The sequence below is a fragment of the Roseateles saccharophilus genome (genome assembly GCF_004342485.1).
Taxonomy (GTDB): Bacteria; Pseudomonadota; Gammaproteobacteria; order Burkholderiales; family Burkholderiaceae_C; genus Pelomonas; species Pelomonas saccharophila.
Map to the genome: position 1 here is coordinate 1 of NZ_SMBU01000037.1, position 15,971 is coordinate 15,971.

11 protein-coding genes and 1 pseudogene are annotated in these 15,971 nt (G+C 67.4%); 5 read left to right on the forward strand and 7 right to left on the reverse strand.

Features of this window, described 5'->3' with window-relative positions; translation table 11 throughout:
• Nucleotides 1-89: 89 nt before the first annotated feature.
• A pseudogene (locus EV671_RS27550) lies at nucleotides 90-575 on the forward strand (restriction endonuclease); the annotation flags it as partial.
• Nucleotides 576-890: 315 nt separating this feature from the next.
• Here EV671_RS27550 and EV671_RS21790 read toward each other — a convergent pair.
• The 4 genes from EV671_RS21790 to dnaA all read right to left on the reverse strand — a co-directional run bounded on the left by EV671_RS21790 (nucleotide 891) and on the right by dnaA (nucleotide 7,141).
• Nucleotides 891-1,490 carry a hypothetical protein gene (locus EV671_RS21790; RefSeq protein WP_132575760.1) on the reverse strand — a complete coding sequence of 200 codons (600 nt, stop codon included), beginning with the start codon at nucleotides 1,488-1,490 and terminating at the stop codon, nucleotides 891-893.
• 273 nt (nucleotides 1,491-1,763) lie between these two features.
• The gene (gyrB, locus tag EV671_RS21795; RefSeq protein WP_132575762.1) at nucleotides 1,764-4,313 is read right to left on the reverse strand and encodes a DNA topoisomerase (ATP-hydrolyzing) subunit B; all 2,550 of its coding nucleotides are present in this window, start codon (nucleotides 4,311-4,313) and stop codon (nucleotides 1,764-1,766) included.
• Nucleotides 4,314-4,407: 94 nt separating this feature from the next.
• The gene (gene dnaN, locus EV671_RS21800) at nucleotides 4,408-5,529 is read right to left on the reverse strand and encodes a DNA polymerase III subunit beta (RefSeq protein ID WP_132575764.1); all 1,122 of its coding nucleotides are present in this window, start codon (nucleotides 5,527-5,529) and stop codon (nucleotides 4,408-4,410) included.
• Between the two features lie 154 nt (nucleotides 5,530-5,683).
• Nucleotides 5,684-7,141 carry a chromosomal replication initiator protein DnaA gene (dnaA, locus tag EV671_RS21805; RefSeq protein WP_132575839.1) on the reverse strand — a complete coding sequence of 486 codons (1,458 nt, stop codon included), beginning with the start codon at nucleotides 7,139-7,141 and terminating at the stop codon, nucleotides 5,684-5,686.
• Between the two features lie 322 nt (nucleotides 7,142-7,463).
• Between dnaA and rpmH the strand changes: the two genes are divergently transcribed.
• The 4 genes from rpmH to yidC are packed head-to-tail and all read left to right on the forward strand — an operon-like array spanning nucleotide 7,464 to nucleotide 10,157.
• A complete protein-coding gene (gene rpmH / locus EV671_RS21810) occupies nucleotides 7,464-7,598 on the forward strand; it encodes a 50S ribosomal protein L34 (RefSeq protein WP_054021782.1) in 135 nt (44 codons plus the stop codon).
• Between the two features lie 45 nt (nucleotides 7,599-7,643).
• Entirely contained in the window at nucleotides 7,644-8,144 is a 501-nt protein-coding gene (locus EV671_RS21815; protein ID WP_132575766.1) for a ribonuclease P protein component, read from the forward strand.
• The gene (gene yidD, locus EV671_RS21820; protein ID WP_243655839.1) at nucleotides 8,141-8,455 is read left to right on the forward strand and encodes a membrane protein insertion efficiency factor YidD; all 315 of its coding nucleotides are present in this window, start codon (nucleotides 8,141-8,143) and stop codon (nucleotides 8,453-8,455) included. Before EV671_RS21815 ends, yidD begins: the two co-directional genes overlap by 4 nt.
• Complete coding sequence (gene yidC / locus EV671_RS21825) at nucleotides 8,448-10,157, forward strand: membrane protein insertase YidC (protein ID WP_132575768.1); 1,710 nt, start codon at nucleotides 8,448-8,450, stop codon at nucleotides 10,155-10,157. Before yidD ends, yidC begins: the two co-directional genes overlap by 8 nt.
• A gap of 173 nt (nucleotides 10,158-10,330) precedes the next feature.
• Here yidC and EV671_RS21830 read toward each other — a convergent pair whose 3' ends face one another.
• The 3 genes from EV671_RS21830 to EV671_RS21840 form a co-directional block, all read right to left on the reverse strand.
• A complete protein-coding gene (locus EV671_RS21830; RefSeq protein WP_132575770.1) occupies nucleotides 10,331-12,163 on the reverse strand; it encodes a hypothetical protein in 1,833 nt (610 codons plus the stop codon).
• A gap of 68 nt (nucleotides 12,164-12,231) precedes the next feature.
• Nucleotides 12,232-13,158, reverse strand: coding sequence for a hypothetical protein (locus tag EV671_RS21835; RefSeq protein ID WP_132575772.1), 927 nt, complete (start codon nucleotides 13,156-13,158; stop codon nucleotides 12,232-12,234).
• Nucleotides 13,159-13,267: 109 nt separating this feature from the next.
• Nucleotides 13,268-15,937 carry a serine/threonine-protein kinase gene (locus tag EV671_RS21840; protein ID WP_132575774.1) on the reverse strand — a complete coding sequence of 890 codons (2,670 nt, stop codon included), beginning with the start codon at nucleotides 15,935-15,937 and terminating at the stop codon, nucleotides 13,268-13,270.
• Nucleotides 15,938-15,971 lie beyond the last annotated feature (34 nt).

Consider the following 15,971-nt stretch of genomic DNA (forward strand, 5'->3'; position numbering starts at 1 on the left):
TCGATCTCGGACTTCAGCACCCGGAAGCCCCGCTCGATGTCGGCCAAGCTCTTGTAGCGCTTGAGCACCTCCTGCGGCGACATGTCTTTGACGTTCTCGAAGGGATGAGCTGGCGAGAGTTCGAGATGCTCGTCGGAGAGGGCTTCCGCATGCAGGGTTACCGCGTGGCCGAAACAGGTGGAGGTGGGCCCGACGGCGGCGTCGATCTTGTGCTGACCCGGCCGGCCAAGAATGGCACTGAGAAGTACTTGGTTCAGTGCAAGCAGTGGCGTGCTTTCAAGGTCGGGGTCGAGGTGGTTCGCGAGCTGTACGGCGCCATGGCTGCCAGGGGCGCCGCGGGCGGATTTGTTGTGACCTCGGGCCGGTTCACCGAGGACGCCGTGGCCTTCGCCAGCGGCCGAAACGTCACACTGGTTGATGGCACCTCGCTTCAAGGACTTTTGCGCCAAGCTCGGTCCGAGCGTAGCCAGCAGCAGGCACAAGCCACGGACGCCCAAGCATCTCAAGCCGAATGGCCGTTAACGTCAGCTTTGAGCATGCGTCCGGAGCCCTTAGGACACCGCCTAAGTAGTTGATTCTTAATAGATTTTTTGACCCAACAAGACTCGTTGCGGTCACGCCAAAAGTGTTGACAGGGCATCCGTATCCGGATAGCATTCAGCCTAATAACTCTTCTTGCCTACCCTCTCGGGGGCCGGGACTAAGTAGAGACGCGAAGCGCGAGCTTCGTGAAAGCAACGGCAAAGCGATGTGACCTAGCCGTTCTCCGCCACTTCGGTGGTTCCCCAGGGATTAAAGAGAACATCGCGTACCTTGAAGGGGCCCTTGTGGCCCCTTCACCCGTTTGGGCTTGATTTTCGTTCCTCAGCTCGATGCAGCTGCGGCACTGCCTACTTGGTCTTCTTAATTTTTTTGGTCTTCTTGGCTTTGTGTGGCTGGGTCTGCACCGGATTCCACTTGCTGCCGAGCATCGCCCCAAAGCTTCCGCTCCATTGCGAACCCACCACGGGAAGCTGGGAGTCCAGAGGGTACGCCGACTCAACGTAGACCTCGAGGTGCTTCTGCTGGCCAGGCTCGTCCTTGAGCTTGGCTGACATGAAGATGGCGTAAGAGACCTTCACCTCCTGTCCATCGCGCATCGTGCTGACGTCGTCAGCACGGTAGTAGTTGTGATGCTTCGTCTTGGTGACGCGCTGGTTGCCGGCGATCAATTGGTCGATGACGCTCACCAAGCCTTTCGAAAGAACATATCGCTCCTCATTGAAGACGCGATTGCGAGGGTGCTTCTCCGAGCCGTCAGCAACCCCACGGCCGGCTGGCGCCACCTCACCCTCGGGCAACTCTTCCGAGAAGCAATGGTTGGAAAACTTGAAGTGCACCAGAACCTCTTTGAACAGGTTCGGCGGCAGCTCAATCTTGACTCTGCGGTTGATGGGAACCAGGTGCTCGAAGGTCTTGATCTGACCATCGATCGTCATCGGTGCGTACATGCTCTTGTTCTTTGATCGATGACGAGCGCGTTGCGCCGCACCGAATTCCCCTGGCGAAGGAAGCTTGATTGCAAAAACTTGGCGATCCTGCCACCTACCGTGTCACCCGACAGGTAGGTTGCACTGAGGCACGCCAAGGTCCGCGAAATCTGCAGGCCTTCCCTAGCAAAGCGAGTCTCGGCAAGACCTTGTCAAATTCAACGTTGAAGCCAGTCGCGTTAACTAGCGCCCACCAGTCGCAACTAATTCGGCGCCCTACGCACCCGACAAACGTCAAACGTCGATATTGCCCGCCCGCAGCGCATTCGTCTCAATGAATTCGCGCCGCGGCTCCACCTCATCCCCCATCAGCATCGTGAAGACCTTATCCGCCTCGATGGCGTCCTCGATCTGCACGCGCAGCAGGCGGCGGACCGTCGGGTCCATCGTCGTTTCCCACAGCTGCTCGGGATTCATCTCGCCCAGGCCCTTGTAGCGCTGACGGCCGACGCTGCCTTCAGCCTGGCCCATCAGCCAGGCCATGGCCGCCCGGAAATCGTCGACCTTGCTTTCCTTGGCCTTCTCGCCCTCGCCCTTGCGCACGAGGGCGCCCTCCTTGATGAGGCCCTGGAAGCTCAGGCCGGCGTCGGCCAGCACTTCATAGTCGGCGCCGTGCACGAAGTCGGCGGAGATGATGCTGGCGCGCACGTTGCCGTGGTGGATGCGGGCGATCTTCAGGAAGAGCTTGTCGGTGCGCGGGTCCGTCTCGACCGTGACCTCGGCGTTGTGCAGCGCGGCCTTCAGCGCGGCGGCGCTGGCTTCGGCGTCGTCGCGGGCGTCGAGCTTCAAGGCCAGGCCGTTGGCCAGCACGTGCAGGGCCTCGATGTCCATCCAGTTGGACAGGCGCTCGATGACGCTCTGCGCGGTGACGTATTTGCGGGCCAGCAGGTCGAGCGCGTCGCCGCTCAGCGTCGTGCCGGCGCCAGTGTCCAGGTGCGCGTCCTGCAGCGCGACCTTGAGCAGGAAGGCGTCGAACTCGTGGCCGTCCTTCAGGTATTGCTCGTGCTTGCCGACCTTGACCTTGTACAGCGGCGGCTGGGCGATGTAGATGTGGCCGCGCTCCACGAGCTCGGGCATCTGGCGGTAGAAGAAGGTCAGCAGCAGCGTGCGGATGTGGGCGCCGTCCACGTCCGCGTCGGTCATGATGATGATGCGGTGGTAGCGGAGCTTGTCGGGGTTGAAGTCGTCGCCACCGGCGCCGCGGCCGATGCCGGTACCGAGGGCCGTGATCAGCGTCAGGATTTCATTGCTGGTCAGCAGCTTCTCGTAGCGTGCCTTCTCGACGTTGAGGATCTTGCCGCGCAGCGGCAGGATGGCCTGGAACTTCCGGTCGCGGCCCTGCTTGGCGGAGCCGCCGGCGGAGTCACCCTCCACGATGTAGATCTCGCAGAGCGCAGGGTCCTTTTCCTGGCAGTCGGCCAGCTTGCCGGGCAGGCCCAGGCCATCGAGCACGCCCTTGCGGCGCGTCATCTCGCGGGCCTTGCGGGCGGCCTCGCGGGCGCGGGCGGCGTCGAGAATCTTGCCGCAGATGGTCTTGGCGTCGAGCGGGTTCTCGAGCAGGTAGTCGGTCAGCAGGCGGCTGACGATGTCTTCCACCGGCGCGCGCACTTCCGAGGACACCAGCTTGTCCTTGGTCTGCGAGCTGAACTTGGGCTCGGGCACCTTCACGGACACGACGCAGGCCAGGCCTTCGCGCATGTCGTCACCGGCGACTTCGACCTTGGCCTTCTTGGCCAGCTCGTTGTCCTCGATGTATTTGTTGATGACGCGGGTCATCGCGGCGCGCAGGCCGGTCAGGTGGGTGCCGCCGTCGCGCTGCGGAATGTTGTTGGTGAAGCAGAGGACGTTCTCGTTGAAGCCGTCGTTCCACTGCATCGCCACTTCGACGCCGATATTGGTGCCCTGGTCGCTCATCTTGTCGCCGATGGCGTGGAAGATGTTCGGGTGCAGGACCGTCTTGCCCTTGTTGATGAACTCGACGAAGCCCTTCACGCCGCCGGCATAGGCGAAGTTGTCTTCCTTGTTGCTGCGCTCGTCGACGAGGCGGATCTTGACGCCGTTGTTCAGGAAGGAGAGCTCGCGCAGCCGCTTGGCGAGGATGTCGTAGTGGTAGTCGTTGTTCTCTTTGAAGATCTCGGTATCCGGCAGGAAGTGGACTTCGGTGCCGCGCTTGTCGGTCTCGCCGATGACCTTCATCGGACGGGTCTCGAAGCCGTCCACCACCACGCTCTCGCCGTTCTGCGGGATGCCCTTGGCGAACTCGATGAAGTGCACCTTGCCGTTCTGGCGCACCGTCAGGCGCAGGAACTTGGACAGGCCGTTCACGCAGCTCACGCCCACGCCGTGCAGGCCGCCGGAGACCTTGTAGGAGTTCTGGTTGAACTTGCCGCCGGCGTGCAGCTCGGTCAGCGCGATCTCGGCGGCCGAGCGCTTGGGCTCGTGCTTGTCGTCCATCTTGACGCCGGTGGGAATGCCGCGACCGTTGTCGATGACGGAGATGGAGTTGTCGGTGTGGATCGTGACGACGATGTCGTCGCAGTGGCCGGCCAGCGCTTCGTCGATGGAGTTGTCCACCACTTCGAAGACGAGGTGGTGCAGGCCGGTGCCGTCCGAGGTGTCGCCGATGTACATGCCCGGGCGCTTGCGCACCGCCTCCAGGCCTTCCAGGATCTGGATGGAGTCGGCGTCGTAGACCGCGCCCGACTTGGCCTCGGCCGCAGCGGCCGCTTGCTGGTTGGCGTTCAGGCCATCGGGGTGCTCGGCACTGCTGGGAACATCACTCATCGGGAACTCTCTCTCACTCACGGGCGGTCAACTCACCGCCCTATAAAAGCACTGAAGCGGGCCGAGGCCCGCTGTGTCCAAGCCAGGCGCTGGCTCAGATTCGCATCGGCATCACGACGTACTTGAATCCCGTCGTGTCCGGGATGGTCAGCAGCGCGCTGGATGCGCTGTCGTTGAGGTCGATGCAGACCATCTCCTGGCTCATGTTGCTCAGGGCATCCATCAGATAGGTGACGTTGAAGCCGGTCTCGATCTTGTCGCCACCGTAGTCGATCTCGATCTCTTCCTTGGCCTCTTCCTGCTCGGCATTGCTGGACGCGATGGACAGCAGGCCCGGCTCGAAGCTCAGACGCACGGCCTTGAACTTCTCGCTGGTCAGGATGGCGGCGCGCTGCAGGCTGGCCAGCAGCGGCGCACGGCCCAGCGTCAGGCGGAACTTGTGGTTCTTCGGGATGACGCGGTTGTAGTCGGGGAACTTGCCCTCGACCAGCTTGGTCACGAACTCCATGCCGCTGAACGAGAACTTGGCCTGGTTGCCGGCGAAGCGCATCTCGATGGGCGCGTTCTCGTCATCACCCTTGCCGTCCTTCAAGAGGCGCTGCAGCTCGAGCACGGTCTTGCGCGGCAGGATGACTTCCTGCTTGGGGATGTCGGTGTCCAGCTCGGCCTGGGCCATTGCCAGGCGGTGGCCGTCGGTCGCGACCAGCGTCAGGTTCCTGCCTTCGGCGACGAACAGGATGCCGTTCAGGTAGTAGCGGATGTCGTGCACCGCCATCGCGAAGTGCACCTGGTTGATCAGGCCCTTGAGCGCCTTCTGCGGCACGCTGAAGGCGGGGCCGAAGTCGGCGGCTTCCTGCACCAGCGGGAAGTCGTCGGCCGGCAGCGTCTGCAGCGTGAAGCGGCTCTTGCCGCCCTGCAGCGTCATCTTGTTCTGGTTGCTCGTCAGGCTGACGGTCTGGTCGGCCGGCATGGAGCGCAGGATGTCGATCAGCTTGCGCGCACCCACCGTGGTGGACAGGTTGCCGGCATCGCCGTCGAACTGCACCGTGGTGCGGACCTGGATCTCGAGGTCGCTGGTCGTGAGCTCCACCTGGTTGCCGGTCTTGCGGATCAGCACATTGGCCAGGATGGGCAGCGTGTGGCGCCGCTCGACGATGCCCGACACCGCCTGCAGCGCGCCGAGCACCTGATCCTGGGGAGCTTTCAAAACGATCATGAGGACCTCTTGGAGGGAGAGTTTTCGACTGGGATCACGCCCAGAAAACGCGCGCGCGCGTGAAGCTGCGATTGTCGCCCGGATTGGGTGCACGCCCGGCCGGCGAGGGCTTCTTGAAGCCTCCGGGTCAACCCGGAGGCGTCCCGTCGGGGCCTCAACCCTTGAGCGTCTGCTCCAGCACGTGCAGCTGCTGGTTCAGCTCGGTGTTCTTCTGGCGCTCGCCGCCGATCTTGCGCACCGCGTGCAGCACCGTCGTGTGGTCGCGGCCACCGAACAGCTCGCCGATCTCGGGCAGGCTCTTTTGCGTCAGCTCCTTGGCCAGGTACATGGCGATCTGGCGCGGCCGGGCGATGCTGGCCGGGCGCTTCTTGGAGTACATGTCGGCGACCTTGATCTTGTAGAAGTCGGCCACCGTCTTCTGGATGTTCTCCACACCGATCTGGCGGTTCTGGATGGAGAGCAGATCCTTCAGCGCCTCGCGGGCCAGCGTGATGCTGATCTCCTTGTGCGAGAACTTGGCATAGGCCAGCACCTTGCGCAGCGCGCCTTCGAGCTCGCGCACGTTGGCGCGCACGTTCTTGGCGACGAAGAAGGCCACGTCCTCGGGCATGGGCTGGCCCTCGGCCTCGGCCTTCTTGATCAGGATGGCGACGCGCATCTCCAGCTCGGGCGGCTCGATGGCCACCGTCAGGCCGGCGTCGAAGCGCGAGGTCAGGCGCTCGTCGATGTCCACCAGACCCTTGGGGTAGGTGTCCGACGTCATGATGATGTGGGCCTTCTTGGCCAGCAGCGCCTCGAAGGCGTTGAAGAACTCCTCCTGGGTGCGGTCCTTGCCGGCGAAGAACTGCACGTCGTCGATGAGCAGCAGGTCCAGCGAGTGGTATTTGGCCTTGAGTTCGTCGAAGGTCTTGCGCTGGTAGTTCTTGACCACGTCGGAGATGAACTGCTCGGCATGCAGGTAGAGCACGCGGGCGTCCGGCCTGTCCTTGAGCAGCGCGTTGCCGACGGCGTGGATCAGGTGGGTCTTGCCCAGGCCGACGCCGCCGTAGATGAACAGCGGGTTGTAGGTGACGCCCGGGGCACCGGCCACATGCAGGGCCGCCGTGCGGGCCATCTGGTTGGCGCGGCCGGGCACCAGCGTGTCGAAGGTGAGCGACGGGTTGATGCGGTGCTTGGCCGAGGCCGGCGCCTGCGAAGGCAGGACGACGGTGGACGCTGCCGGCACGACGACCGGCCTCAGCGCCGCGCTCGGCTCGGCCGGCAGGACCGGGAGCTGCTGCGGCGCCATCGCCTGCGCCGCAGGCGGCACGGCGATGGCGGCGCCGGCGGGGTCGCGCGCGGCCAGGGCCAGCTCCAGCCGGGTCGGGCGGCCGGCCAGCTCGGTCAGGATGGCTTCGATGCGGGCCGCGTACTGACGGCGGATCCAGTCGCGCTTGAAGTGGTTGGGCACCCGCAGCGTCGCGACCAGGGCGCTTTCGGGGGCGCCCTCGCCGGCCAGCGTGGCCGGCGGCAGCGGGCGGATCCAGGTGTTGAACTGCTGCTCCGGCAGCTCGGTGGCCAAGCGCTCGCAGCCGCGCCGCCACAGGTCCGATGCCCAGTCCGCCGATTCCATGCCAGTTGCCAAGGCCTGCACCCCGTCCACCCCGTGTTCTTCTTCGCTCATTGTGGAAAACTTGTTCTCGAGCGGCTGGATTGTACGGAACCAGCGCCCCAGAAAGGCGGGTTATCCACAGAAATTGGACGGGGGTCAATCCCTGGCAAACCCGCCTTGAGGCCGGCGACTTATTGACCGGGGCCGCGGCATCTGCTGTAATCACGGGTTTTCGCGCACTGCGAGTGCTTCGTCGTGCGCTTTTCGCCGGGGCCCGTCCCGGCCCCTTGCCGGGTGCCAACCGTTGCGCCCAGCCTGAACAAACCCTCAAAAGAGGTTTCCCATGAAGCGTACCTACCAAGCCTCCAAGACCCGCCGCGCCCGTACCCACGGCTTCCTCGTGCGCATGAAGACGCGTGGCGGCCGTGCCGTCATCGCCGCTCGCCGCGCCAAGGGCCGCAAGCGCCTGGCCGTCTAAGCCGCGCGACGACGCCCGAGCGCGTCGTCAGCCCCCGGGCATCCGATGATCGGCAAGCTGCAACGCCCGGTGGACTTTGAGCGTGTGCTCGGTCGTCAGAGCCGGGGACGCAGCGCGCATTTCGCGCTGCACCATCTCTCGGCCAATCCGGCGCCCAGCGCCTGGCATGCCGCCAAGTTGCGCACAGCCCAGGCCGAGTTATCAACAGGCGACACACAGCCTGCCCACACCCTTGTGGAACAAGACCCGCCTCGCGCGCCTTCCGAACAAGTTGAAGGCTGCTGGGTGGGCATCGTCGTTCCCAAGCGGCATGCGAAGCGCTCGGTGACGCGCCAGCTCTTGAAGAGGCAGATCCGCGCCGCATTTGCCGAGCGCCCAGGCATGCCGCCGGGTTTGTGGGTCGTCCGCTTGCGCTCGCCTTTTGACCGCCAGAAATTCCCCAGCGCCGCCTCCGACGCGCTGCGCCAGGCCGCGCGCGCCGAGCTGGCCCAGCTGCTGGATCGCGCGCTGAAGCCGCAGCCGCCCAAATCTGGGGCACAGGCATGATGCCCAGCTGGCCGGCCCGGGCGCTGATGGCTGTCGTGCGCGGCTACCGCCTGATGCTCAGCCCCTGGCTGGGCAATGCCTGCCGCTTCGAACCGACCTGCTCGCGCTATTCGCTGCAGGCGCTGGAACAGCATGGCGCGCTGGCCGGCAGCTATCTGACGGTCCACCGCATCCTGCGCTGCAACCCGTGGTGCGACGGCGGGCACGACCCCGTGCCCCACAATCCGCCGCGGCTGTTCACCCGCTTCGTCTCCCCCTCCATGGCGCGCGCCAGCGCGTCGTCTTCCTCGTCCGAGTCTCCTCATGACTGATATTCGCCGCACCGTGCTGTGGGTGGTGTTCACGATGTCCCTCGTCCTGCTCTGGGACGGCTGGCAAAAGTACAACGGGCATCCGTCCATGTTCAGCCCGGCGCCCAAGGCCGTGTCGACGGCGGCACCGGCCACGCCCGCCTCGGGCGGCGGTGTGCCGCCAGCCAGCACGGCCGCGGCCGGCCAGGCGCCCACAACGGCCGCCGCCGCGCCGGCAGGGCCCGCTCCGTCCGAGAAGATCACCGTCCACACCGACGTGCTGGCCGTCACGGTCGACACGCTGGGCGGCGACATCGTGCGCACCGAGCTGCCGCACTACCTGACCTCGCCCGACCCGACGGTGACGGACCAGCTGCTGCAGATGGTGCATCTGCAGAAGAAGCCGGAGTTCACGCCCCAGCCCGTCCTGCTGTTCAACGAGGCCCAGCGCTACCGCGCCCAGACCGGCCTGGTCAGCGCCCAGGGCCCGCTGCCCGCCCACACCACGCCGATGACGGCAGTGGCCGGCGAGCGCGAGCTCAAGGACGGCCAGGACGAGATCCGGCTGCGCCTGGAGTCGGCCGAGGTCGGCGGCGTCAAGCTGGTCAAGACCTTCACCTTCAAGCGCGGCGCCTACACGGTGGGCGTCACGCACGAGGTCGTCAACGTCGGCACCGCGCCGGTCACGCCGCAGGTCTATCTGCAGCTGGTGCGCGACGGCAGCCACGTCACCGGCGGCGCGGCCTTCACGCCCAGCTTCACCGGCCCGGCCGTCTACAACGACAAGACCAAGTTCCAGACCCTGAAGTTCGAGGACATCGACAAGGGCAAGGTCGACATCGAGAAGCAGGCCAACGACGGCTGGGTCTCGATGATCCAGCACTACTTCGCCAGCGCCTGGCTGGTCAACGAAGCCGGCAACCGCGAGTTCTTCGTGCGCAAGCAGCCCGACCAGACCTATGCCAGCGGCATGGTCTTCACGCTGCCCACGCTCGCGCCCGGCGCCAGCACCACGCAGCAGGCCACGCTGTTTGCCGGCCCGCAAGAGGAGAAGAAGCTCGCCGCCCTGGCCCCGGGCCTGGAGCGCGTGAAGGACTACGGCAAGCTGACCATCCTGGCCGAGCCGCTGTTCTGGCTGCTCGACAAGATCCACGGCCTGCTCGGCAACTGGGGCTGGACCATCGTCGCCCTGGTCGTGCTGCTGAAGATCGCGCTGTACTGGCTGAACGCCAGTGCCTACAAGTCCATGGCCAAGATGAAGGCCGTCGCGCCGCGCATCAACGAGCTGAAGGAGCGCTACAAGGACAAGCCGCAGGAAATGCAGCAGGAGATGATGAAGATCTACCGCGAGGAGAAGGTCAACCCCATCGGCGGCTGCCTGCCCATCTTCCTGCAGATGCCCATCTTCATGGCCCTGTACTGGGTGCTGCTGTCCACGGTCGAGATGCGCCAGGCACCCTGGGCGCTGTGGATCACCGACCTGTCGGTGCGCGACCCCTTCTTCATCCTGCCGCTGCTGATGATGGCCTCCAGCCTGTTCCAGGTCTGGCTCAACCCGCCGGCCCAGGACCCGATGCAGCAGAAGATGATGTGGATCATGCCAGTGGCCTTCGGCATCATGTTCTTCGTCTTCCCCGCAGGTCTGGTGCTGTACTGGCTGACGAACAACATCCTGTCCATCGCCCAGCAGTGGCTGATCAACAAGAGGTTGGGCGTGAACTGATTCACACCCCTGAATGAGCCCCCGCACGCGGGGGCTTTTTTATGCCCGCGCTTCGGAGTTCAATGGCGACGCGGGGCAGAGAACACCGGCCCGGACGGGGCTCACGAGAGCGCCCGGACCGGGCCTCCCCCGCGCCAGACACCGCGCCCGGCCAAAGTCGGGCGCACGCGGGATCAGTCGCCGACCCAGGTCCAGGTCACGCCCGACACCGCCACCTTGCCGGTGGGCGATGTCCACACCGGACTGCGCAAGACATAGCTCTTGCCGGTCGTGCGCTCCGTGACCTGCAACTGACAGACCAGGCTGAGGCGGTTGGTGTGGACCGCGGTCGGGCCGATGAAGTAGGTCAACGCGCCAACAAAACTGCCCTGCTCGTGCGTCCGCACCACGCCCCCCTGCGTCACGCCCAGCAAGGGGTCGACCAGGTCGGCCGCGCAGCTCGGCATGCCGGGGCTGCCAAAACGGATCACCCAGTCGTCGCTGGCCTCGGGATTCACCACGCTGGCATCGGCCCGCCGGATCTGCGGCTGCAGCGTATGGGCGCAGACCGCCACCGTCTCCAGCAGCTCGGCCTGCAAGCCATAGAAAGGCTGCTGCCAGCACAGGCTGCTCTCGTTGAAGACGTTCTTCACGTCGGGCGTGAAGGCGTCGGTCGCCAGCACCAGTTGATAGTCGGTCAGCAGCTCCGCGCCGGCGGGCATCGGCAGCAGTGCCAGGCCGTCGACAACGGGCGCGGGAGTGGGTGGTGGCACAGGTGTCGGCGTGGGTGTCGGCTTAGGCGTCGGCACTTGGCAGGCGGCCAGGTCGCCGCCGCTGCCCAGCGGCCAGGGGCTGCTGGCGAGCGTCGCCTGCAGGTCGCCGGTTCCGCTGCCGCCACCCCCGCGCTTGAGCTTGGCGGACGCCTCGAGGCCCAGCGTGGCGCTCCAGCCCACGCAGTTGCTCTGGCCGTTGCTGACCACCTGGGCCGAGACCCCCAGGTTCGCGCGCACGCTGGCGCTGAAGGGCAGCACCGTGTCCAGCAGCTTGAGCTGCAGGTCGGGGCCCAGCTTCAACGTGAGCCCCAGGCTGGTGGTCGAGACCGCGGACTGGGCCGTGGCAGCGGGTGCCTCACTGCCGGCGCTGGCATCGACGCCGCCGTCACTCTGCAACTGGCCGGTGGTCGGGTCATAACGCAGAGACACATGGGCATGCGTCGGACCGTCGATGACCCGCATCGAGAGCTTGGCATCGCCGCTGGCCTGTGCCTGGATGATGACGGGCACGTCCACCCGCGCCAGGCCCAGGGTCTGCGGGATCACATAGCTGAAGCGGGTGAGCTCCACGCCGGCGCTGGCGCTGCCGTTGCTGGCAGCCGTCTGCAACTGCAGCAGCAGCGTCTGCGTGAGGGTCAGGTCGCCAGCCAGGCTGAAGGTCTTGAACCCGCCGGCGGCGCTGAAGTCCAGATCCAGGTCCAGCTTCATCGCGAGCTGGCCCTTGTAGCTCAAGCCCACCGGACCGATGGCACCCAGGTCGTAGGCGAAGCTGGTGCTGGCGCCGCCGCTGGCCAACGGCCGGGCCCAGCCGGCCGCCGCAGGCACGGCACTGGCATCCTGCACGCTGGCCTTGATGCGCAGGCTGGAGAACACCTCGCCCAACTCGGGCGCGCGGGTCGCCAGCTGCGTGCCACTGGCGTCCACCGCGGTGACCCTATAGGCCCGCCCGGCCACGATCAACACCTGGCCGACCTGCGCCCCGGGCGCGGCGCTGAACACCAGGCCGCCGCTCGCGTCGCTCTGCAGCAGCTTCGGACCGCCATTGGCGCTGACGAGTTCGCGCACACCGGGCTGGTAGGCCGCCTGCACGGTGGTATCGCCCGTGGCGGCGGGCGGCACCGGCACGGCCAACGGGCTGCTGGGCGTGGCGGCGGGTGCGGTGCCGTCGACGCCACCGCCACCACAGGCGCAAAGCGTGACGAGCAAGGAAGCGGCGGCCGCAGCGCGGACGAGAGCCAGGAGGGACGAGATCATGGGGAGGCCTTCATGCGGCAGCGGGCGGCACCAAGCCGCCCGGTTCGAGGGTCTTCAGCCGAGGGCGTTCAGGCGCTGACCAGCATGGACACGGAGCCCTTGCTGCCCGTCGCGACATTGCCGCCCGTCGGCGTGGCCTGGATGACGACGACGTAGCGCGGCGTTGCGCCGGTGCGCGGCAGGCTGTAGGCATGCATCGCATAGCTGCCGTTGGCCTTGCCGGCGGCGCTGGGCACCACCACGTCGCCCACCACGTCCAGGCCCGTACCGCCGGCGGCCAGCGCGGCGCCGACATCGGCCGCCGAGACCGTGAAGCTGGCGGCGCCAATCGGCGACACCGTCACCGAGCCATCGGCGTTGACCACGGCGCTGTCGTTGGCTTGCGCCGTGACCTTGGCGATGTCACCGGTGGGCGTGCCGCCGGTGAACTGGCAGTCCTCGGCCGCATAGAGCCGCGTCCCGGTGGGGATGCCGCTCACCTGGCCGAGCGCGGTGGCCGTGCCGGCCACCATCACCATCATGCTCTTGGCATAGCCGCCGACGCTCGCACCGCTCACGTCCTGACGCACCACCGAGCATTGCTGCACCAGCTGCCCGTCCGCGCCTGGCGCCAGCCAGCTCAAGTCGGCGGTCGCCACGACGGCGCTCGTCAGGCTGACGCTGCCCGTGCCCAGCGTGACGGTGGTCCCGCCGCCGCCCTGCGCGCCACGGAAACTCACCGAGCCCGTCGACAGCGTGCCCTGCGTGGCCGACACCGAGGCCACCGTGTTGGTGCCGGTGTTCAGGCCGGTGCCATAGAGGGCGTAGACGTCGTAGCGGGTGAACGGGAAGGCGGTGGCGCCGCCGGACGAACCCGATGAGCTCCCCGAACCCGACGAACCCGTCGAGCCGGTGCTGCCGGCGGAGGCCGTGCTGCTGTCGCTGCCACCGCCGCCGCAGGCCGCCAGCACGGCGGCCATCAGCAGGCCCAGCCCCAGGGTCGAAATCCTCTTCATTGCCAGTTCTCCTTGATTGCGCAATGGACCCCCAAGCGGTCGTGCCGGGGCCTCCATCTGCATTCACGAGAACGGGCGCCGAAAAGCGCCATGCCGCCTTGAACGGCGGTCAACCGTCGGCCAGCAGGCCCAGCGGCGTGGCCAGCAACGCGTCACCACCAGCGGCGTGCAGTTGCTCGCGCAGCCGCGCGGCCAAGGCGCGGGTGGGGGCGTCCAAGGCATGCTGCTCGCGCAGGTGGGCATAAGCCTGGGCCCTTGCGGTGACGATGCTGCGGTCATCCACGCTCAAGACCTGCTTCCAGCGTTCGATGGCGGCATCGGTGCGCCCCAGAGCCGCCAGCCATTCGCCCTCGCGCAGCCACAGCGCGGCATGGCGCGCCGGCACCTGCGCGAAGAATTGCCGAGCCACCGCCTGCCCCTGGTCCAACAACGCACGCGCGCGGCCGAGATCCCCCACATGGAGCGCCTCGGCCGCGCAAGCCTGCTGCAGGCGCAGCCGCAGCGCCGGCTGCGGGGCCTGCACATCCCTGCCCCAGCGCTGGCAAGCCTCGTGCAGCGCCCCCCAGTCCCCCGATTGCTGGGCCACATCCAGGGCTGAAGCCTCGACCGTCAACCCGAAAGGAACCATCGCGCGATTGGCCGGCAGCGCGGCGATGCGGCGGGCCTCCGTCACATGGGCACGCGCCTCCTCGACCTTCCCCGCGGCCATGTCCAGCATCGCGAGATTGGCCTCGCCGCGCGCCAGGATGACGACATCCGGGCCCATGGTCTTGCGCACCACTTCCAGCCCGTGCCGGATCAGCTTGCGGGCTTCGGCCGGACGCAGGGTCAGCATGGCAAATTGGCCCACCTGATCCTCCGACGCACCGGTCTTCCAGTCCTCCGCGCCCCGCTGCGCGCGATTCGCCTGGATGCCGAGCATGCCGGCCTGGTAGGCCGACTCCATGTCGCCCCGCCCAATGTAGACAACCGTCAGCTGTTCATAGACCACGCCCAGCAGGTTGGGACCGGGCAGTGGACTCAACAGCCTGGCGGCGGTCTGCAGGTGCTCGATGTCCGCCTGCTCGGGGGGGTGCAATCGAGCGCCAAAGCCGCCCAGGGTCAGGTGGGCCAACGCCAGACGCTGCGGGTCATGCTCGCCTTGGGCCTGGTAGATCGCCAGGGCCTGCCCAGCTGCCTTGTACCCTTGCGCGTACCGGCCCGAGCTCTCCCAAAGGTCGCGCTGCCCCAGCAAGGCATCGGCGTAGGCGCGGCTCTGCGTACCGTGCAGCGCCTCGGCCTGCCGCACCCGCTCCTCGGCCAACTCGCGCGACAGCTCGGGCAAGCCCAATTGCTGGGTCAGCGTGCTCAGGTCGATCAGCAACTGCTCCCGGGCCAGCGGCTCGTCCTTCAAGGCGCCCAGCACGCGCTCGGCACCGTCCTCGATGAGGCGGCGCACCGGCATGTCCCGATTGCGGGTATCCGGCTGTGCCTCCCGCAAAGGGTTGAACAGCCCGGTCAGGAACTCATACATCGCCCCCGACCGTCGGGCCTCCTGGCGCGCCGCCCGGGCCTCCTGCACGGCCCACCCCGTCGTGCCCACCAGCGCCAGTACCGCCAGCGTGGACACCCCGACGGCCCAGCGATGTCGCGCGATCACGCGCCCGGCCCGGTAGCGCCAGGAGGGCGGCCGGGCCAGCACGGCCTCGCCGGCGAGGTGGCGGCGCAGGTCGGCAGCCAGCGCGTCCAGCGTCGCATAGCGCTGCGCGGGGTCCTTGGCCAGGGCCTTGCCGACGATGGCATCCAGGTCGCCCCGCAGGGCCTTGCGCGTGGCCGCATCGGCCGCGGCGGTGGACGCCGCCGGCGGCTCGACCTCCAGCACGGCGCGCTCCAGCGCATGGCGCGACGCGGGCGCGGCCGCCGCATAGGGGCTGGCGCCGCTGAGCAGCCGGTAGGCCAGCACGCCGAAGGCATAGACGTCGCTGGCGATGCCGGGCTCCTCGCCACGCACCTGCTCGGGCGAGGCGTATTCGGGCGTCATCGGGCGCTGGCCGAGCTGGGTCAGCGCGGCCTCGTCCTCGGCCGCCGCCAGGCTGCGCGCGATGCCGAAGTCCAGCAGCCGCACCTGGCCGTCGTCCTGCACCATGACGTTGGCGGGCTTGATGTCCCGGTGCAGCACCAGGCGGCTGTGCGCGTACTGCAGCGCGTCGGCCACCTGCAACAGCAGGCCCACGCGTTCCCGCGTGCTGCTGCGGTGGGCTTCGCACCAGGCGAGGATGTCACGGCCCTGCACACACTCCATCGCCAGCCAGGGCAGGCCCTGCGAGTCCACGCCGGCGTCGTAAAGCCTCGCGATGCCGGCATGCTGCAGCCGGGCCAGCAGGTCGCGCTCGCGCCTGAGCCGCTCCAGCCAGCCAGGCGCAGGGCTGTGCGGCAGCTTGAGCGCCACCTCGCGCTGGAAGTCACCGCTGTGCGGGCGGGCGCGCCAGACACTGGCCATGCCGCCGCGGCCCAGCTCCTCGATCAGCGCCCAGGGGCCGACATGCTGGCCGGCATGCCACCGGGGCGCGCCGGCACCCGGGCCCTCGGTGCCGCCGGCCAGGCTGGCCGCGCGGCTCAGGAAACCGGCTCCCGCGGCGTCGGCCTCGGCCTGCAACAGCCGGTCCAGCTTGGCGCGCCAGCGCTGCTGCGCGGGAGGCAGGGTATCGAGAAAGTGCCGGCGCTCGGCAGGCGGCAGGGACAAGGCGGCGTCGAGCAAGGGCTCGACGAGCTGCCAATCGTCAGGGGAAAGGACGGACATGGTGAAGAGCGAGCGCCCCAGCGCCGCAGCCAAG